Annotated in this window: 18 protein-coding genes; 14 read left to right on the top strand and 4 right to left on the bottom strand. The window is 45.6% G+C overall.

Going from position 1 to position 18132, the window contains the following annotated elements; genetic code table 11:
• Window positions 1–58: 58 nt before the first annotated feature.
• Genes IRE19_RS12455 through IRE19_RS12430 form a run of 6 tightly spaced genes read left to right on the top strand, consistent with a single transcriptional unit; the run spans window position 59 to window position 5414 of the window.
• A complete protein-coding gene (locus IRE19_RS12455; RefSeq protein ID WP_203340633.1) occupies window positions 59–556 on the top strand; it encodes a TRAP transporter small permease in 498 nt (165 codons plus the stop codon).
• The gene (locus IRE19_RS12450) at window positions 556–1827 is read left to right on the top strand and encodes a TRAP transporter large permease (RefSeq protein ID WP_203340632.1); all 1272 of its coding nucleotides are present in this window, start codon (window positions 556–558) and stop codon (window positions 1825–1827) included. The genes IRE19_RS12455 and IRE19_RS12450 overlap by 1 nt, the downstream gene beginning before the upstream one ends.
• A 12-nt stretch (window positions 1828–1839) precedes the next feature.
• A complete protein-coding gene (locus IRE19_RS12445) occupies window positions 1840–2859 on the top strand; it encodes a zinc-binding alcohol dehydrogenase family protein (RefSeq protein WP_203340631.1) in 1020 nt (339 codons plus the stop codon).
• A gap of 12 nt (window positions 2860–2871) precedes the next feature.
• On the top strand, window positions 2872–3492 hold the full coding sequence (locus IRE19_RS12440) for a bifunctional 2-keto-4-hydroxyglutarate aldolase/2-keto-3-deoxy-6-phosphogluconate aldolase (RefSeq protein ID WP_203340630.1): 621 nt from the start codon (window positions 2872–2874) through the stop codon (window positions 3490–3492).
• 15 nt (window positions 3493–3507) lie between these two features.
• Window positions 3508–4566: a mannonate dehydratase gene (uxuA, locus tag IRE19_RS12435; protein ID WP_203340629.1), complete on the top strand. Its 1059-nt coding sequence runs from the start codon at window positions 3508–3510 to the stop codon at window positions 4564–4566.
• Window positions 4567–4577: 11 nt separating this feature from the next.
• Window positions 4578–5414, top strand: a complete 837-nt coding sequence (locus IRE19_RS12430; protein ID WP_203340628.1) for an SDR family oxidoreductase — start codon at window positions 4578–4580, stop codon at window positions 5412–5414.
• 90 nt (window positions 5415–5504) lie between these two features.
• On the opposite strand, the gene IRE19_RS12425 is transcribed toward IRE19_RS12430, so the two are convergent.
• Genes IRE19_RS12425 through IRE19_RS12415 form a run of 3 tightly spaced genes read right to left on the bottom strand, consistent with a single transcriptional unit; the run spans window position 5505 to window position 7925 of the window.
• Entirely contained in the window at window positions 5505–6077 is a 573-nt protein-coding gene (locus IRE19_RS12425) for a 5' nucleotidase, NT5C type (protein WP_203340627.1), read from the bottom strand.
• Window positions 6074–7177: a bifunctional diaminohydroxyphosphoribosylaminopyrimidine deaminase/5-amino-6-(5-phosphoribosylamino)uracil reductase RibD gene (ribD, locus tag IRE19_RS12420; RefSeq protein ID WP_203340626.1), complete on the bottom strand. Its 1104-nt coding sequence runs from the start codon at window positions 7175–7177 to the stop codon at window positions 6074–6076. Before ribD ends, IRE19_RS12425 begins: the two co-directional genes overlap by 4 nt.
• Window positions 7164–7925 (bottom strand): GTP cyclohydrolase II, encoded by a 762-nt coding sequence (locus IRE19_RS12415; protein ID WP_191715237.1) that lies wholly within the window; start codon window positions 7923–7925, stop codon window positions 7164–7166. The genes ribD and IRE19_RS12415 overlap by 14 nt, the downstream gene beginning before the upstream one ends.
• Window positions 7926–8173: 248 nt before the next feature.
• Here IRE19_RS12415 and IRE19_RS12410 point away from each other — a divergent pair, with 248 nt between their 5' ends.
• The 3 genes from IRE19_RS12410 to IRE19_RS12400 all read left to right on the top strand — a co-directional run bounded on the left by IRE19_RS12410 (window position 8174) and on the right by IRE19_RS12400 (window position 10219).
• The gene (locus IRE19_RS12410) at window positions 8174–8671 is read left to right on the top strand and encodes a ferritin (protein WP_191715238.1); all 498 of its coding nucleotides are present in this window, start codon (window positions 8174–8176) and stop codon (window positions 8669–8671) included.
• Window positions 8672–8732: 61 nt separating this feature from the next.
• Window positions 8733–9464, top strand: a complete 732-nt coding sequence (locus tag IRE19_RS12405) for an ATP-binding cassette domain-containing protein (protein WP_203340625.1) — start codon at window positions 8733–8735, stop codon at window positions 9462–9464.
• Complete coding sequence (locus IRE19_RS12400; RefSeq protein ID WP_203340624.1) at window positions 9461–10219, top strand: ABC transporter permease; 759 nt, start codon at window positions 9461–9463, stop codon at window positions 10217–10219. The genes IRE19_RS12405 and IRE19_RS12400 overlap by 4 nt, the downstream gene beginning before the upstream one ends.
• A 78-nt stretch (window positions 10220–10297) precedes the next feature.
• On the opposite strand, the gene IRE19_RS12395 is transcribed toward IRE19_RS12400, so the two are convergent.
• Window positions 10298–11359 carry a saccharopine dehydrogenase family protein gene (locus IRE19_RS12395; RefSeq protein WP_203340623.1) on the bottom strand — a complete coding sequence of 354 codons (1062 nt, stop codon included), beginning with the start codon at window positions 11357–11359 and terminating at the stop codon, window positions 10298–10300.
• Window positions 11360–11610: 251 nt separating this feature from the next.
• On the opposite strand from IRE19_RS12395, the gene IRE19_RS12390 reads away from it, so the two are divergent.
• The 5 genes from IRE19_RS12390 (at window position 11611) to IRE19_RS12370 (ending at window position 18120) form a co-directional block, all read left to right on the top strand.
• On the top strand, window positions 11611–12003 hold the full coding sequence (locus IRE19_RS12390) for a DUF485 domain-containing protein (RefSeq protein ID WP_203340622.1): 393 nt from the start codon (window positions 11611–11613) through the stop codon (window positions 12001–12003).
• Window positions 12000–13535 carry a solute symporter family protein gene (locus tag IRE19_RS12385; RefSeq protein WP_203340621.1) on the top strand — a complete coding sequence of 512 codons (1536 nt, stop codon included), beginning with the start codon at window positions 12000–12002 and terminating at the stop codon, window positions 13533–13535. The genes IRE19_RS12390 and IRE19_RS12385 overlap by 4 nt, the downstream gene beginning before the upstream one ends.
• Before the next feature lie 127 nt (window positions 13536–13662).
• On the top strand, window positions 13663–14664 hold the full coding sequence (locus IRE19_RS12380; RefSeq protein ID WP_203340620.1) for a S8 family peptidase: 1002 nt from the start codon (window positions 13663–13665) through the stop codon (window positions 14662–14664).
• Window positions 14665–14890: 226 nt separating this feature from the next.
• Window positions 14891–16309, top strand: coding sequence for a YfcC family protein (locus tag IRE19_RS12375; RefSeq protein WP_238943202.1), 1419 nt, complete (start codon window positions 14891–14893; stop codon window positions 16307–16309).
• Window positions 16310–16479: 170 nt separating this feature from the next.
• Window positions 16480–18120: an ABC transporter substrate-binding protein gene (locus IRE19_RS12370; protein WP_203340619.1), complete on the top strand. Its 1641-nt coding sequence runs from the start codon at window positions 16480–16482 to the stop codon at window positions 18118–18120.
• Window positions 18121–18132: the final 12 nt, after the last annotated feature.

The raw sequence follows: 18132 nt of genomic DNA, 5'->3' as shown, positions 1-18132 counted from the left end.
GGCATGTTTGGCTGTAATGGCCAAATATGCCTTTCCATTAGGGAAGGAATGAATTCAGATGACAAATTTCCGGAAATTAATTGACGCCACACTCTCCTTTTTGACAGTGCTCAGCTTTGCTGGCGTTATCATTATTGTCACCATCCAGATTATTTCGCGTTTTGCACCGTTTTCCTTCATCTGGACCGAAGAGCTGACGCGCTACCTTTTCTTATACGGCATTGCTTTCGGTGCCCCCTTGGCTTTAATGAGAAATGAATTTATCAATGTGGATATGATTCTCAACAGAATGCCGGATAACTTTCGGAGATACTACGAAATCGTCATATATTTGGCCATCATCTTATTAAGTCTGGTAATGGTCGTTCAAGGATATAGTTTTACATTGTTAGGGGATAATCAACGATCGGCAACTATGCCTTTTCAAATGTCAGTTGTGCATGCTTCTCTATTGATCATGAGTGTATTCCTGGTGTTTTATGCAGTTTTGAAAATTATCGATTTGATCAAAAATAAACAGGATTACAGCCAGAACTTTGGAGAGGATGATTTCTAATGGCTACTTTACTTTTTGTATCCTTCATCGCATTAATTTTTCTGGGAGTTCCAGTAGCTTTTAGTCTTGGACTGGCTTCCTTTATCTATCTGATGTTGGCAGGGATCCCTCTCAACATCATTCCTCAACGGATGTTTGGAGGACTCAACTCATTTGTTCTGCTTTGTATTCCAGGATTTATCCTGGCAGGCAACTTAATGAATGCGGGCGGCATAACCAATCGGATCATCAAGTTCGCCAACGACCTTTTTGGGCATATCCGTGGCGGTTTGGGACTTGCCAACGTCGGGGCTTCAATGGGCTTTGCAGGGATCTCGGGAACAGCACTTGCGGATACCGCAAGTATCGGTTCTATTCTAATACCTGCGATGAAAAAAGAAGGATACGGAGCAGGATTTTCCGCTGCTGTAACAGCTTCTTCTTCTACTGTGGGCCCTATTATTCCGCCTTCTTTGCCTATGATCATCGTAGGTACATTAGCTTCTCTATCCATTGGCGATCTATTTTTAGCTGGTGCACTTCCGGGCATTCTATTGGGACTGGGGTTAATGATTCCGACGTATATTATTTCAGTAAAGCGGAACTATCCGAAAGGTGATCGTCAATCTATTAAAACCATTTGGAAAAGCTTCACTGGTGCTTTTTGGGCATTGCTGATGACATTCATCATTCTTTACGGAATTTTAGGCGGTTTCTTTACGCCGACAGAAGCTTCAATTATTGCTGTTCTTTATGCCTTTGTCATTGGTATTTTTGTCTATAAAGAATTGCCGGTTAAAAAAATACCGGAAATTATGCTTTCTTCCATGACGGCGACAGCATCCATCATGTTGCTTGTCGGATTTGCTAACTTGTTTGGCTGGATTATGGTGCGCGAACAGATTCCACAGCTGGTCGCGGAATCGATTCTTGGCATTTCAACGAATGCCATCATCGTTATTTTATTGATTAATTTGCTGTTACTTTTTGTAGGTACGTTTATGGAAACAATTGCGGCATTGGTCATCCTATTCCCTGTATTATTGCCGGTCGCACTGACAGTCGGAATGGATCCAATCCAATTTGGTGTCATGATGGTATTGAACTTGGTAATTGGCTTGGTGACGCCACCTGTAGGCGTCTGTCTCTTCGTCGCTTCCCAGATTGGGAAGGTATCCATTGGGAAAACAGCAAGGGAATTGGTGCCTTTCCTCGGAGTCAGTTTAGTCGTGCTTATGCTGGTCGCTTTTGTACCGCAAATTACGTTGTTCTTACCAAGTCTATTTGAATAGGTGGTTGTTAAAATGAAAGCAGTCCAAGTTCCAGAAGCTCATAACATGCAAATTATCGATCAGGAACTCCCGAAAATTCAGAACAGCGATGAGGTATTGGTTAAAGTGAAACGCGTAGGAATTTGCGGCTCTGATATGCACATTTACCATGGAACAAACCCTTTGGCCACCTACCCCCGTGTCGTTGGACATGAAGTGGCCGGCGAAGTGGTCAAAGTGGGAAGTTCTGTGGAAACGCTGGAAATTGGAGATCACGTAGTCATAGAGCCGATCAATTACTGCGGTGAATGTTACGCTTGCCGAAAAGGCCGTCCGAATGTTTGTGAAAAATTATCGGTTTTTGGTGTTCATGAAGATGGAGGCATGCGCGAATTTATAGTGTTGCCTGAAAAGCAGCTCCATGCCGTCGATAAAGAGTTGGCTTGGGACGAAACGGTCCTGGCAGAGCCCTATACAATCGGCGCGCAAGCGGTATGGCGTGGAGGGGTTGAAAAAGGGGATACGGTTCTGATTCAAGGCTGCGGGCCCATCGGCATCTGTATTTTGAAATTGGCCAAAGTCGCAGGAGCCATAGTTTACATGACAGATCTGAGTGAAGAACGAATGGCTTTTGCGAAGGAAAGCGGTGCTGACGAAGTCATCAATGCGGGCACTGAATCCGTCAAAGAGCGCGTGCTTGAGCTTACGTCGAACGAAGGGGTCAATGTCGTCATCGATGCGGTATGCCTGCCTGCTACTGTTGAACTTAGCATCGACCTTGTTTCGCCTGCAGGCAATGTCGTTATTCTGGGGTTTGATGAGCGGCCATCGGCAATTCCGCAATTGCCGATTACCAAAAAGGAAATCACCATTGTCGGTTCAAGACTGCAAACGAATCAGTTTGGAAAAGTGGTAAGCCTCTTGAACAGTGGAAAACTAACGTCCGGTGGTTTAATTACGCATAAGTTCTCATTGGACGAGGTACAGGAAGCATTTACATTTGTTGAAAATAATCCGGACAAAGTGAGAAAAGCATTAATTGTCTTTGAATGAGGAGAGTTGCAGATGATTCCGAAAATGGAAGTATATCAACAAATACTGGATGCTAAAATCGTTGCTGTAATACGCGGCAAGGATGCAGAGGAAGCGATAGCTGTGGCTGAAGCTGCAGTGGCTGGTGGCTTAACGGCCATCGAATTGACCTACACGACACCGAATGTTTCACAGGTCTTTGAAAAACTGGCGGGTTCGCAGGCGCTGATTGGCGCAGGAACGGTTCTTGATGCAGAGACCGCTCGCCATGCGTTGCTGCACGGTGCTGAATTTGTCGTCAGTCCAAGCTTTAATTCGGAAATTGCCAAAGTCTGCAATCGCTACAATGTGCCGTATTTGCCGGGTTGCATGACGATCAAAGAGATGGTCGAGGCGACTGAGTGGGGCTGTGACATCCTGAAATTATTCCCTGCCAACGGGTTCGAACCTTCCTTTATTGGTTCGGTCAACGGACCATTGCCGAAAGTGCGCATCATGCCAACAGGCGGCATTAATATCAAGAACATGAACGCATGGCTGGATGCCGGAGCTGTAGCAGTCGGCATCGGTACTGATTTAACGAAAGCGTACCGTTCATCTGGAGAACAAGGCGTTACTCAATTGGTTAAGGACTATCTCAAAGAATTGGCTTAAAGAAGGAGGGCTCTTATGAATATCACATTTCGCTGGTATGGCCGCGGCAATGATAGCGTGCAATTAGAACAAATCAAGCAGATTCCAGGAACCAAAGGAATTGTTTGGGCGCTTCACCACAAGCCGGCTGGAGAAGTTTGGACAAAGGAAGAAATCGATTCAGAAGTTGAGTATATTAAATCTTATGGTTTCCATGCTGACGTGGTAGAAAGTGTCAATGTCCATGAATCCATTAAATTAGGCAATGAAGAGCGCGATCAGTATATTGAAAACTACAAAGAGACAATCCGCAATTTAGGGGAAGCCGGCGTCAAAGTGATCTGTTATAACTTCATGCCGATATTCGACTGGACACGTACTTCTTTGTACCATCCCCTTCCGGATGGTTCCACTGCCTTATTCTTTGAAAAGGAGAAGATTGAATCCCTAGAGCCTGCGGAACTGATTGAAACGGTAGCGTCTGCTTCTGATTTGACACTCCCGGGATGGGAACCGGAGAAGATGGCGCGTATTCAGGAACTTTTTGCGGCATACGAAGGCATGGATGAAGAACAGCTATGGGGAAATCTTACTTATTTCCTTCAGGAAATTTTGCCGACCGCAGAAGCGAGTGGTATCCAAATGGCGATCCATCCGGACGATCCACCTTGGTCCATATTCGGTTTGCCGCGCATCATGACAGGCGAAGAGAGCTGGGAGCGTCTAATTTCAATCTCGAATTCGCCATCCAACGGCATTACGTTCTGCACAGGTTCGATGGGGGCTAACCCCGAAAACGATATGGTGGACCTGGCTTCAAAATATGCCAAGCATTCACCGTTTGCCCATCTGCGCAATGTGAAGATTTTCGAGAACGGCGACTTTATTGAAACCTCCCATTATACACAGGACGGTTCAATCGACTTGAACGGTGTAGTCCGTGAATTTTCAAAACAAAATTATTCGGGATATGCCCGTCCGGATCACGGCCGCCATATCTGGAATGAAGAATGCAGGCCTGGATACGGGTTATATGACCGGGCACTGGGAATCATGTATCTTCTAGGGCTGTGGGATGCACATCAATCAAAATAAGGGAGGATACTATGTTTTCAACTCATGAAAATATTGCAGGACGAACAGCTGTCATCACCGGTGGAAGTGGCGTTCTTTGTTCGGAAATGGCGCGACAACTTGCCCTTCAAAAAGTGAATGTAGCCATCCTGAACCGCACAGCTGAAAAAGGACAAGGCGTGGCAGATGAAATCAAAGATGCAGGCGGCCAGGCGATCGCAGTAGCAGCCGATGTATTGGATAGAGACTCTTTAGAAAAAGCCAAAGCACAGATTCTGGAAGCCTTCGGACGGATTGATATTCTGATCAATGGAGCAGGGGGCAATCACCCCGATGCTATTACCGATGTTGAAATCCATGAAGAAGATGCGACAGGAAAATCCTTTTTCGAATTGGGAGAAGACGGTTTTTCGCGCGTCTTCGCGAGCAACTTCACCGGCTCATTCTTAGCCAGCCAAGTATTCGGCAAGGAATTGCTGAAGCAAGATGCACCGGTTATTTTGAACATTTCTTCTATGAGTGCTTACTCGCCGATGACAAAAGTTCCGGCCTATAGTGCGGCAAAAGCAGCCATCAATAATTTCACCATGTGGATGGCTGTCCATTTTGCAGAAGAGAATTTGCGTGTCAACGCTATTGCGCCTGGGTTTTTCCTGACAGCACAGAACAAAGACCTGCTCACCAATGCAGATGGTTCGCTGACACCCCGTTCCGGGAAAATCATGGCCAGCACGCCGATGAAACGTTTCGGCAAACCGGAAGATTTGGTCGGAACGATGCTGTGGCTTTTAGATGAAAACTATTCCGGCTTTGTCACAGGGATTACCGTGCCTGTAGACGGCGGGTTCCTGGCTTATTCAGGTGTATAAAACAAAAAACCACATTCTCAGGAATGTGGTTTTTTCATTGATAAACAGATTCAATATTCATAGGAAGTGCGATTATGGCTGCCAAGGCCTTCATTTAATTTCGCTATTGATCAAATCGCCCAATTCATCCCAGTTTTCCACACGCGGCAAATCGAGGTGGCGGTTATAGGACTGGTCTTTGACGATCGCCTTTACCGGATCGTTCGTCAAGGTATCCAAAACTGCCGGCTTGTCATCGAAGTAATAATCCAGATTCAGGTCTTTGATGATGCCTGCTTTTTCCGAATCCTTCATGCCGCAGAAGAAGTTTTCCCGGATGACAGGGAATCCCTGGTTAATCAGCCAGCTGAATGTATTTTCTGTATGCTCCGGCGGCCGTGACGTAATGTAGAAAATGTCATGTCCTTCCGACTCGAGTTGCTTCAAGAGTTCAAGCGCGCCGGGGTAAAGAGGGCAGTCCGTGAAATAAAGGAAGTCCAGGGACTGATTCCACATTTTTTTTCCTTCATCATCACTTAAACCGAACGCCTCATGTATTTCCACTCGGTTCAAGGCATGGAAAATATCGATGTCCACTTTTTGGCCCAGTTGTTCCTGGTAATAATGAAACGCGTATTCACGCAAATTGATCAAAGTATCGTCTACATCAAAGCCGAATCTCATACATTGCTGCCTCGCTTTTCGGGATAGCCCGTAAATTTAAAGTCCTTGCCGATTTTGGTGAATTCCCCATTACGAAGATCAATGGCATCTTTCATCCATTCAATGCCTGTTCCTTCAATGAAAGTCGGCGCGATTTTGCCGCCGACAAGTTTAGGGGCAAAGTAGAAGACTACTTTGTCAATCAGCCCATTTTCAAGGAACGCCGCATTGATGGTGCCGCCGCCTTCAATAAAGAGTGAAGAAATTCCTTTTTCGCCGAGTACACGGACGACATCCGACACATCCACTTGGGTATCGCTGCTGGTTTCGTAAATGGAAATGCCAAGAGCTTCCAACGCTTTGCGTTTGTCGGCATCGTACTGTTTGCTTGTAAAAATCCAAGTATCCGCAATGCCATCCGTAACAAGCTTCGAGTCCAGTGGAATGCGAAGTGTCGAATCAAGGACAACGCGGAGCGGATTTCGACCGTTTGGAATACGTGCTGTCAATTCCGGATCGTCTTCGACTACGGTTCCGACGCCGACCAATATCGCCATATGCTGGCTGCGCAGAAGATGGACATCTAACCGCGCTTCCTCGGATGTGATCCATTTGCTGTCGAGGGAATGGGTCGCGATTTTGCCATCCAGTGTTGAAGCGGCTTTCAAGGTCACAAAAGGAGTCTTTTCAACAATAAATTTATTGAACACTTCATTCATTTCTCGGGCTTCCTGCTCGCGGACGCCAACAATCACTTCAATACCGGCTTCTTCCAGCATACGGACACCGTTGCCGGATACAATCGGATTTGGATCGAGTGTGGCCACGATGGCTTTTTTGATGCCCGCATCGATGATGGCTTGGGCACAGGGGCCCGTCCGTCCGAAATGTGAGCATGGCTCAAGCGTTACATAAATCGTTGCACCACGGCTCAAATCACCTGCCATGCGAAGGGCATGGACTTCCGCATGGGGCTCACCGGCTTTCAGGTGAGTGCCAATGCCGACAACACGGTTGTCATTGACGATGACAGAGCCGACCAAAGGATTGGGATCTGTCTGGCCTTTCATGTTCTTCGCATTGTAGAGTGCAAGATCCATATAAAATTCATGGCTTGACATGGACAATATCCTCCCCGTCTTTAAGATGGCCGGAGCGGTTGATTTTGGTCTGCAGGTAGTTGGCGTTGTATTCGGATTCGTCTCCCCACAGAGAGGTTCTTGAAGCGATTTGAAGACCGGCTTTTTCAATGGCCGCCACTTTTTTCGGATTATTGGTCATCAACGTAACCGGCTTGGTACGCAATGCTTGCAGCACGGCGATGGCATCTCCGTAATTTCTGGAATCATCCACGTAGCCTAAGCGTTCATTGGCTTCAACAGTATCGTAGCCATTTTCCTGCAATACGTATGCCATCGCTTTGCTGAACAAACCGATGCCGCGTCCTTCGTGGTTTGCCAAATAAAATAATGCGCCAGTGCCATGGTCTGTAATTCGTTTCATGGATTGTTTCAATTGATAGCCGCAATCACAGCGTTTGCTGCCAAAAATGTCACCTGTATGGCAGATGGAGTGCATGCGGATCAAGGCTTCTGCATCATTTTCAAAATCTCCATAAACAAGAACGCTTGATTGCTGATATTCTGCAAGATTTGCTGAGCTCAACTTTTCGATGATGCTCTCGTAATCTTCAGTCACTTCTTCAAGGCTCAACCAGCAATACCAGTTGAATACGAACGTTTCATCATATAAGTTCACCGGCAGCCGAATTGGTCCAACTAAGTAGACAGCTCCTTCTTCTGTTTTGATCATTTGGATTTTTTCTTTTAATATCGCAAATACTTTTGGATCTAATTTCATGTCTGTCATCCTGTTTCCCCCTATATGAACCTTATCTCTATGATATCTTACTACATCATGTTACTAAAAGTAAGTTAAAAGCACTTTGTTGTTTCTAAATAATAATTATTATCATTTAAAAATAAATAATTCCTATTATAGTTGATATTTATTCTCATCTAAATAATAATATTCTCATTTGATTTGATTATCTGATGGCGCTGTGGTATATTATCTACATTATAATAATTCTAAATAAGAAATCAGGAGGAATGAACATGTTATCAGAAAAATTGACGAATGCATTGAATGATCAATTCAATAATGAATTACAGGCAGCACATGCTTATACTGCAATGGCGGCTTATTTCTCCAAAAAAGGCTATCACGGATTTGCCAATTTCTATTTGATCCAATCAAGAGAAGAGCATTACCATGCCATGAAATTCTATCATTACTTGGTGACAATGGATGAAAAGCCGGTTTTGCAAGCTTTGACTGAACCGAAAAATCATTTTGTCAGCGCATTGGACGTACTGGAAAGTTCATTGTCACAGGAAAAATCGGTGACCAGCAATATTTATGCATTGGTTACATTGGCTGATGAGTTGCAGGAACATGCGACACTTTCCTTCCTGGACTGGTTCATCGAAGAGCAAATGGAGGAAGAAAAATCTTTCCGCGACATCATTGCAAGAGTGAGAGCCATTGAAGAAGGCGGAGAGTACTTCCTGAAAATGGACGACGAATTTGCCCAGAGAAAACTGGAAGATTAATAAAGCGAGCAGCACATAGCAAAATATGTGCTGTTTTTCTGCTCGAAAGGATGTGAGGTTCGTGTCTGTAACCTACAAACCGGCTATACATTTTAATCACGTGGATTTTTCATTTGGGAAAAATCAAATTTTAAAAGGCATTACCGGCTCGTTCCCAGAAGGCAAGATTACGACGCTCGTAGGCCCTTCGGGAGCGGGAAAGACAACATTATTGAAGTTATGCAATGGTTTATTGTCTCCTGCTGCTGGAGAAGTCTACATTAAAGACCGGCCCATTGAAGACTATGAGCCGGTTGAGCTGCGCCGAATGGTCGGCATTGCACTTCAAAGCGCTCCAATGGTTGGCGGCAGCGTCTATAAAAATTTAGTCCTGCCACTGGAGCTGCAAGGAAAGTCTTTATCCAAAGCCGAAGCGGTTGAATTGCTGCATGATGTCGGGCTGGAAGAGGAACTGCTGGAGCGGAAAGTCAAAGACTTATCCGGTGGCCAACGCCAAAAGGTCTCTATCGCCCGGACGCTGGTCAACAAACCAGAGGTTTTGCTGCTCGACGAAATCACTTCTTCTCTGGACCGCACTTCTTTGAAAGAAATTGAGGAATTGATCGTCAAAATCAACCGGAAATACGGGACGACTATTATTTGGATCACCCATAACCTTCAGCAAGCCCTGGAAATCGGTGATTTCACATGGGTGATGATGGACGGCGAAGTGGTGGAAACGGGAGAAAGCGACTTGCTCAATGACCCGTCCAATGACAAGGTCAGACGGTTTGTCAGGGGGGAAGCGGGATGAGCTATTTAACGTTATCAATCACTTTGATTTTTGTGGTCATTCCGCTCTTATTGTCCAAAACCTTGAAACTGGGGCTGGAACGGGACACAATCATCGCCACGCTGCGTTCGATCGTGCAATTGCTGGCAGTCGGTTATGTATTGAAATTTGTTTTTGATTCGGAGAGCCTGATCTATATTTTCCTGATGGTCGCTTTGATGATTGTGGCGGCTACCCATAATGCCCAGAAAAAAGGGGCGGCGATTCAAGGGATCACTTCGAAAGTAGCTGTCACCTTGGTGTTTGTAGAAGTGTTGACGCAAGGCATTTTGCTGGGCTTCAATATTACGCCTGCCACCGCGCAATACATCATTCCGATCAGCGGAATGGTCATCGGGAATTCAATGGTGCTGTCGATTCTCTTCCTCAACCGTTTTACAGCTGAAGTCGAGTCGCATCAAGATGAGACCGAACTGATCCTGTCGCTTGGAGGGACACCCAAACAAGCCATCCATACACAATTGATCAATTCGATAAAAGCCAGTATGATCCCAACCATCGAAAGCCAGAAAACGGTTGGGCTTGTACAGCTGCCGGGAATGATGAGCGGGCAGATCATCGCTGGGGCGGATCCGATCCAAGCGGTCCAATTCCAGCTGCTGATCATGTTTCTGTTGTTGACAACAGCCGCTGTCACCAGTGTCATGTTGGGCTTCTTGTCTTATCCGACTTTGTTCAATCAACGGATGCAAGTAATGAGTAAGAACATTAGTTAAGATAAAGACAAATTCGGGTTTACCGGATTTGTCTTTTTTTTGTTGGGAAAATGGAGCTCTTCCGGTCGTATTCTCGTTTCAATAAGGAAAAAAAGAATCGATTTCAAAAGTTCCGGAACCCGGGAGGCTTTCAACTAAGTTTGAACCGAAAAGCCCGGCCGGTGTGTAGGAGCCGCCTTCGATTTTTTTCTCCAGTAAGCGGCGGACGATTTCTAATGAACCATAAACAGTCAGATCGTAAACATTCGCTGTTTGGATCCGAGCGACTTTGATGACGCCTTTCCGGTTTTTGGCTTCTCCCCAAATATAAGCGGGGGAATTGGCGCGTAAATCGCTATCCGGGCCTTTGACCCGTTTATCCACTTGTTTTTCCAGCTTCTCTTTCACCCAATCCGTGGCCAATAACGGACCTGCGGCGCCAATCAAACGGGTGCTGTATAGTTGCGCCTTTGGCATAGGGATCCAAGCGGAAATGTTCGGGATGCCAGTAGTATAAAAAGCTGTGGAAACATCTCCCCAAGGGATTCCCATCGCAGAGCGTGAACCGCGTCCGAAATCGATGATCCGGCGCTGTTTGCCAATCGGAACTGCCTCCAGTACACCATTTTTTCTGTGTATGCTGCCGGATCCCAAACCTTGGATCATGGTTTTGAAGGTACCAGGTGAGATCCCGGAATCCGAATCGAACCCGAGTGACAATTCCGTTGCGTCCGGCATTTCTTCTTTCAACTTTAAGGCGATGCAATCTGTCGGTACGACGTCAAAGCCGACTCCTGAACAAAGAACAATCCCTTTTTCTTTGGCCCGTTCATGCTGGGAGTGGGTATGTTCGAATACAGAAACTTCACCGGTGATATCCAAGTAATCCGTTTTGGCTGACAGGCAGGCCTCAATCATAGGTGCACTGGTTGTTTCAAAAGGGCCGGCACAATGGAGAACCAAGTCGATTTCCTTCAAATGGCCTGCTGCCTGGTCGTTTAAGGGAAATGCTTGAAATTCCAAAGATAATTCTTCTGCTAAGGGACGGATCTTCTCAGCGTTGCGGCCACTAAGCACCGGTGACATTCCTCTTCTGACAGCTTCCCGGGCAATCAGTTCTCCGGTATAACCATTTGCTCCATATATCATCCATTTTTTCATTCTATTGGCTCCTCGTTATACGTCTTTCTAATGGTATTCTGTAAAAAAGATCGAAACCCTTTGTTTGGATTCACACGGTCAAGAAAGTTGCAGTATTCCTCTTTATCTAAATGAGAGCTTCTTTTCTTCCCGGTAATTTCCAATCGTTCTTATTAACATATTTTTACTAATCAATCATTGACTCTAAAAACAATAGATGCTTTAATTGTTTATAGATTCAGAAAAAATAAAAAATTAAAGGGGTGGAGAATGTGGAGAAAGTCATCACAAGCACGGCGAAACAGCGTGAGAGTGAAAATGAGAATCAGGTGCATGAGAGACCTGACGGGCATATACCGGATTTTCAGCAGATTGAAAACTCAGCAGGTTTCAGGGATTTGATGCGCAGAAAGAAACGTTTTTTGATTCCGACGACTATTTTATTTTTAGGACTTTATCTATTATTTAATATTGTGATTTCTTACACGAATTGGTTAGACGCCACTTTTATCGGGGACATCACTTGGGCATGGGTATTTGCATTCAGTCTATTCGCTATGACTTGGATACTTGTAACCGTTTACATGAAGCGTGCAGAGAAATTCGATGAAATGGCTAAAGATACACTGAAGGAATTTGATTATGACGAGGAGGAAACTCGATGAATGCTACGGTTATAGCCATTTTTGTTTTTATAGTTGGGATTACCCTTGTCATTACTTATTATGCAGCAAAACGGACAAACTCCGCGAGTGATTTTTATACTGCAGGAGGCGGTTTAACCGGCTGGCAGAATGGGTTGGCTATTGCGGGAGATTATTTATCAGCCGCTTCTTTTCTTGGGATTGCAGGGGCGATAGCTTTGTTCGGATTTGATGGCTTTCTTTTCTCCATCGGCTACCTTGTCGCTTATTTGGTAGTACTGTTCATCGTTGCTGAACCATTGCGCAACTTAGGAAAATACACTCTTGCTGACATGATCAATGCCCGTTTTAATGCGAAAAAAGTTCGTGGGGCAGCGGCGTTAAGCTCTATCACCATCGTTATTTTTTACATGATTGCACAGCTGGTAGGTGCAGGTGCATTGATTCAGCTGCTGTTTGGCATAGATTACATTTGGGCGGTTCTGCTTGTCGGAGTTATGATGACCATCTATGTTTTGTTCGGTGGGATGACCGCTACAAGTTGGGTGCAAATCATCAAAGCCGTTCTGTTGATGGTCGGTACAGTCATTTTATCTTTCCTCGTATTAAAGAATTTCAATTTCAATATCCTGGAAATGTTTACGCAAATGAAAACGGCTACGCCTCACGGAGAAGCCTATTTAAGTCCGGGAGTTAGATACAAAATTCCTTTGGATACCATTTCGTTGATGCTGGCTCTAGTATTGGGTACTGCAGGACTGCCGCATATCCTTATGCGCTTCTTTACTGTAAAAGATGCAAAAACTGCACGCAGCTCGGTCATGTGGGCTACATGGATCGTCGGAATTTTCTACGTTATGACGATTTTCCTTGGTTTCGGCGCAGCGGCTTTCGTTGGATCTGATTTAATTACTTCCACAAATCCGGCCGGTAACATGGCGGCACCGTTATTGGCTCAAGCATTGGGTGGAGACATACTGATGTCATTCATTTCGGCAGTCGCATTTGCAACGATTCTCGCTGTAGTAGCGGGATTGGTTTTGACAGGTGCTTCAGCTTTTGCCCATGATATTTACGGCCAAATCATCAAAAAAGGCCAAGCGACTGAGCGCCAGCAAATGTTGGCGGCACGCTATGCGTCTCTTGGGGTTTCGGCGTTCTCGATTCTTTTGGCAATCTTTGCCCAAAGCTTGAACGTAGCGTTCCTGGTATCACTGGCATTCTGTATTGCCGCCAGCGCGAATCTGCCGGTTATCGTCTACACGATCTTCTGGAAACGCTTCAATACAACGGGAGCGATATCGGCGATTCTGACAGGCTTAATTTCAGCTTTAGTGCTGGTATCGCTCAGCCCGAGCGTAATGAGCCCGGAAGTCGGCGCAGCAATTTTAGTGGGCGACCCGATCTTCCCATTGACGAATCCGGCTCTGTTATCTGTGCCGCTTGGTTTCATCGGCGGATGGGTTGGAACGATGCTATCGAAAGAAAAAGACCTCAAGAAATATTCTGAAGTCAATGTCCGTGCCAATACAGGTGGATTTAGACAATTATAAGATGGATAAATGGAAAACCGATGCCTTTTGGGTGTCGGTTTTTTCATTGAAATAATAAAGGATTTAACAGTCTTTCGACGAATAGAAGGAGTATGAAAATAATTGGAAATTATAAGGAGTGAATTCAATGGCGAAGCTTCACTTAATTCCATATCGTGTAGAAGAAATAATGGAACAAGCACCCCAGATTCCAGAAGGCGTCCGGATGATCCAGGCACCGGAAGTATGGGCGGATGCAGAACGGGGAAAAGGAAACATCGTAGCGATTCTTGACACGGGTTGCCAGCCGGATCATCCTGACCTCAAGGATCGCATCGTAGGGGGGAGAAACTTCACTCCTGACTTTGGAGGGGATGTTGCTAATTTCGACGATAACAACGGCCATGGCACACATGTCGCGGGGACAGTTGCTGCTTCTTTCAGGCCAGAAGGAGGAATCGCCGGTGTTGCTCCGGAAGCCCACCTGCTCATTTTAAAAGTTTTGTCAGGAGAAGGCGGCGGAGAATACCAGGGGATTATTGATGGTATCCATTTCGCGATAGATTGGAAAGGGCCAGACGGAGAAACGGTAAGCGTCATTTCCATGTCTCTAGGCGGCCCAGAGGATGTCGAAGAGCTCCATGCAGCGATTAAGCGTGCAGTGGATGCGGGCATTCCAGTGGTCTGTGCGGCAGGAAACGAAGGAGACGACAGTTCCGATACGGATGAATTCGCTTATCCGGGCGCATACGGTGAAGTGATTCAGGTTGGGGCAGTAGACTTTGACCGCCGAATTGCGAACTTCAGCAACACGAATGACGAAATCGACTTGGTGGCTCCCGGCGTTGATATCTACTCAACATTTCCGGGAGGAAAACACGCCAGCTTGTCTGGTACATCCATGGCGACGCCACATGTCTCGGGCGCTTTGGTGCTGGTCAAAAATATTGCAGAAAAAGAGTTCGCCCGCGAATTGACAGAAGCTGAGCTTTACGCCCAATTAGTGCGCCGCACTGTGCCGCTCGGCTATCCAAAAACGGCAGAAGGCAACGGTTTGCTGGCGTTGGATATTATAAATAAGTTTGAACAATTATTAAAGCTGGTCAACACTTCTTATAGTACCGGTGTTGAAAGAAAAGCAAGAAAGTAGAAACGAAAAGCCATTCCGGCTACAACAAACGGAATGGCTTTACTTTTTTGACCAAAAAGTAAAGCCTATTCTTTGAAGTTCAGTCTCCAAAGTAGTATTTTTTCTTAAATTTTAGAAAAAACTGATTTGATAATTTTCTTTTGAACTTATATACTGGTAACCAATCCTTTTCGGTAGGCGAAATAGTGGGGAGGAAATAAACGAGTCGAAAGGAAATGAACTGTTTATGGATGTTCCTAAAAATCAGCAAGGAGCTAAAAACAAGAAAAAAAGAAAGTTTGAAATGCCTGATACATATGTCATCTTGTTTATCGTGTTATTAATCGCTGTGGCAGCTACTTATATTGTGCCGGCGGGATCTTTTGAGCGGGAACTGGTAGATGAAGTAGAACGGGTCGTACCGAATACATATGCACAAACTGACAGCAATCCAACAGGTTTCATGGACATTTTCCTTGCTTTGCAGGAAGGGATGGTTCAATCGGGCGGATTGATTTTCCTGGTCCTGTTTGCCGGTGGGGCATTCGAAGTGGTGGAGCGGTCTGGAGCGATCAAAGGAGGCATCCTGCGGGCAGTCAATAAAACCAAAGGAAAAGAGTTCCTGCTGATTGCTTTGGTCTCCATCCTATTTGCTCTTGGCGGAGCAGTCGGAGCGGTGGCAAACTCGATTATTCCCTTTGTGGCAATTGGGGTCATCATCGCAAGAGCTTTGAAGCTTGATGCCATTGTGGCCGTGGCCATTACGTTTGGGGCAACATTTGCTGGATTCAATGTCGGATTTTTGAATCCCTATACAGTGGGTATTGCTCAGTCCATTGCGGATGTGCCATTGTTTTCCGGTATGGGGCTGCGCGTTATTGCTTTTGTGGTGATTGTCGGCGTGACGATTTTATACACGTGGAGCTATGCAAAGAAAGTATTGGCAGATCCATCGAGAAGCCTAATTGGTGTGCTGAATGAAGGCACAGAAGGGGAATCTCCGCTGGATGCTCCCTTCACCGGACGGCACAAGCTGATTTTGTCATTTGTCGGCCTGTGTCTGGCGTTCTTTGTTTATGCGACCATCGAATTTCAATGGACCATTGACCATATGGCCGCATTCTTTATCATAATCGGCATTGGAGCAGGCATCATTGCGGGAATGGATTACAATAAATTAACTTTGACCTTCTTGGAAGGCTGCAAAAATTTGGTGTATGGAGCATTGATCATCGGGGTAGCCCGGGCCATCTTGATTGTTATGGAAAATGCACTGATTTTGGATACTTTTGTCCAAGCACTTTCGGTGCCTTTAGAAGGACTGACGCCGGTCTTTGCGGCATTAGGGATGTTCGTCGCCAACGGTGCATTGAACTTCCTTGTTCCCTCAGGAAGCGGCCAGGCCATGATTGTGATGCCGATTTTGACGCCGTTATCGGATATGATCGGCGTTACCAGGCAAGTTGCTGTTCAGGCCTATCAATTCGGTGATGGGTTCACCAACAGTATATTCCCGACGTCCGGACCTTTGATGGCCAGCCTTGCCGTGGCGGGCGTACCTTGGATTAAATGGGCGAAGTGGATGTTGCCCTTATTGTTGATGTGGACAGTCATTGCCGTTACTATGCTGACAATCGGCGTGCTGATTAACTGGGGGCCGATTTAAAGGCTGGGTTCCGGAGGATTTAAATTTTTTTAAAATTAAAGACGGATATTTATTTGAAAATTCAAATTAAAATCCTTATACTTTTATTTATCTACTTTTTGTCTATATTTATAATTATTTGATTTCCAGGATGTAGAGGAAAGGCAGAAAACCGCTAAGGGGGAAACATCATGAAGAAGAAATTGCATGGCCCATTTTATATGTTGCTGATTTTGGTTTTACTGCTTGCTGCCTGTTCTGGAAACTCCGAATCAGGGGAGACGGAAAATAGCGGGGGAGAAATGACTGAAGAAGACAAGCAAGGCGGCACATTGATTTATGGCCGTGGAGCGGATTCGGTCGGACTGGATCCAATTAATGTGACGGACGGGGAATCCATTCGGGTCACCCACAATGTTTTCGAAACCTTATTGGAATACGACCATAATTTGGAGCTGCAGCCGAAGCTTGCAACCGAGTACAGTTCCAGTGAAGACGGACTGACTTGGACATTCCAGTTGCGGGAAGGCGTTAAATTTCATGATGGAACTGATTTCAATGCCGATGCAGTCGTCTTCAACTTTGAACGGTGGATGGACACTGAAAACCCGTACCATCAAGGAGATTTTCCTTACTACCCGTTTCTTTATGGCGGATTTAAAGGAGATGAAAATCACCTGATCGAGCATGTGGTGGCTACAGGAGAACATGAGCTTGAAATCAAATTGAAGCGCAAAACAGCTCCGTTCCTCAGTTATTTAGCTATATCCATGTTCGGGATTGCGAGTCCTGCCGCTATCGAGCAATACGGTGCCGAATTGAATGAGCACCCAGTGGGTACAGGGCCATTTATGTTTGAAGAATGGAGCCGAAACAGCACCATTACATTGGCAAAAAACCCGGATTACTGGATGGAAGGGAAACCTTATTTGGACAAACTCATCTACCAAGTGATTCCCGAAAATTCGGCGCGCTTGAACGCGCTGCAGACCGGCGAAATCGATGTGCTTGATGGAATGAATGCCGGAGACACCAATGTCGTAGAAGAGACACAGGGGCTCGAACTACAGAAACGTCCAAGCTTCAATATCGGTTACATGGCGTTCAATATGGAAAAAGAGCCGTTTGATGATCCATTGGTGCGAAAAGCGATTAATATGGCAATCAATAAAGAGGAAATTGTCGATGCTTTCTATAATGGAATGGCAGATCCGGCGACGAGTCCATTGCCTCCTTCGTTATGGGGCTACGATGATACCTTGGAAAAATACGACTACAATGTCGAAGAAGCGAAAAAACTGTTGGCTGAAGCCGGCTATGAAAATGGTTTTGAGACGGAGTTGTATACCATGAGCAATCCACGCCCTTATTTGCCTGAGCCGATGAAAATTGCTGAAGCAATTCAGTCAGACCTGGCCGAAATAGGCATTACAGCAGAAATTGTGTCGACGGAGTGGGCAACTTATTTGGATGACACGAAGAGTGGAAAGCATACGATGGCTATGTATGGCTGGACTGGCGTTATGGCTGATCCGGATAACTTCCTTTATCCAAACTTGAGTAAGACTAACGCAGAAGTGCCGGCGCAGAATATCGCTTTCTATAAGAGTGATGAGTTCACGTCCTTGATCACAGAAGCCCGCGAAACCCTGGATCAGGACAAACGCACAGAACTTTACAAGGAAGCGCAGCAATTGTTCCAAGAAGATGCACCTTGGGTAATGCTTGCCTATACGACTCCGCCGCTTGCACAAAGCGATTATGTGGAAGATTACAAACCGCATCCGATGAGCAATGACTTGATGACTGATGTGTATTTATCAAACCAATAGTTTGGAGTGGAT

This window comes from Planococcus beijingensis, assembly GCF_016820615.1.
Taxonomy (GTDB): domain Bacteria; phylum Bacillota; class Bacilli; order Bacillales_A; family Planococcaceae; genus Planococcus; species Planococcus notacanthi.
This window is presented reverse-complemented; position numbering and strand designations above follow the sequence as displayed.

Coding starts and splice junctions, on each gene's coding strand:
- IRE19_RS12455 (WP_203340633.1), top strand. CDS start 59: ATGACAAATTTCCGGAAATTAATTGACGCCACACTCTCCTTTTTGACA.
- IRE19_RS12450 (WP_203340632.1), top strand. CDS start 556: ATGGCTACTTTACTTTTTGTATCCTTCATCGCATTAATTTTTCTGGGA.
- IRE19_RS12445 (WP_203340631.1), top strand. CDS start 1,840: ATGAAAGCAGTCCAAGTTCCAGAAGCTCATAACATGCAAATTATCGAT.
- IRE19_RS12440 (WP_203340630.1), top strand. CDS start 2,872: ATGATTCCGAAAATGGAAGTATATCAACAAATACTGGATGCTAAAATC.
- uxuA (WP_203340629.1), top strand. CDS start 3,508: ATGAATATCACATTTCGCTGGTATGGCCGCGGCAATGATAGCGTGCAA.
- IRE19_RS12430 (WP_203340628.1), top strand. CDS start 4,578: ATGTTTTCAACTCATGAAAATATTGCAGGACGAACAGCTGTCATCACC.
- IRE19_RS12425 (WP_203340627.1), bottom strand. CDS start 6,077: ATGAGATTCGGCTTTGATGTAGACGATACTTTGATCAATTTGCGTGAA.
- ribD (WP_203340626.1), bottom strand. CDS start 7,177: ATGTCAAGCCATGAATTTTATATGGATCTTGCACTCTACAATGCGAAG.
- IRE19_RS12415 (WP_191715237.1), bottom strand. CDS start 7,925: ATGACAGACATGAAATTAGATCCAAAAGTATTTGCGATATTAAAAGAA.
- IRE19_RS12410 (WP_191715238.1), top strand. CDS start 8,174: ATGTTATCAGAAAAATTGACGAATGCATTGAATGATCAATTCAATAAT.
- IRE19_RS12400 (WP_203340624.1), top strand. CDS start 9,461: ATGAGCTATTTAACGTTATCAATCACTTTGATTTTTGTGGTCATTCCG.
- IRE19_RS12395 (WP_203340623.1), bottom strand. CDS start 11,359: ATGAAAAAATGGATGATATATGGAGCAAATGGTTATACCGGAGAACTG.
- IRE19_RS12385 (WP_203340621.1), top strand. CDS start 12,000: ATGAATGCTACGGTTATAGCCATTTTTGTTTTTATAGTTGGGATTACC.
- IRE19_RS12380 (WP_203340620.1), top strand. CDS start 13,663: ATGGCGAAGCTTCACTTAATTCCATATCGTGTAGAAGAAATAATGGAA.
- IRE19_RS12375 (WP_238943202.1), top strand. CDS start 14,891: ATGGATGTTCCTAAAAATCAGCAAGGAGCTAAAAACAAGAAAAAAAGA.
- IRE19_RS12370 (WP_203340619.1), top strand. CDS start 16,480: ATGAAGAAGAAATTGCATGGCCCATTTTATATGTTGCTGATTTTGGTT.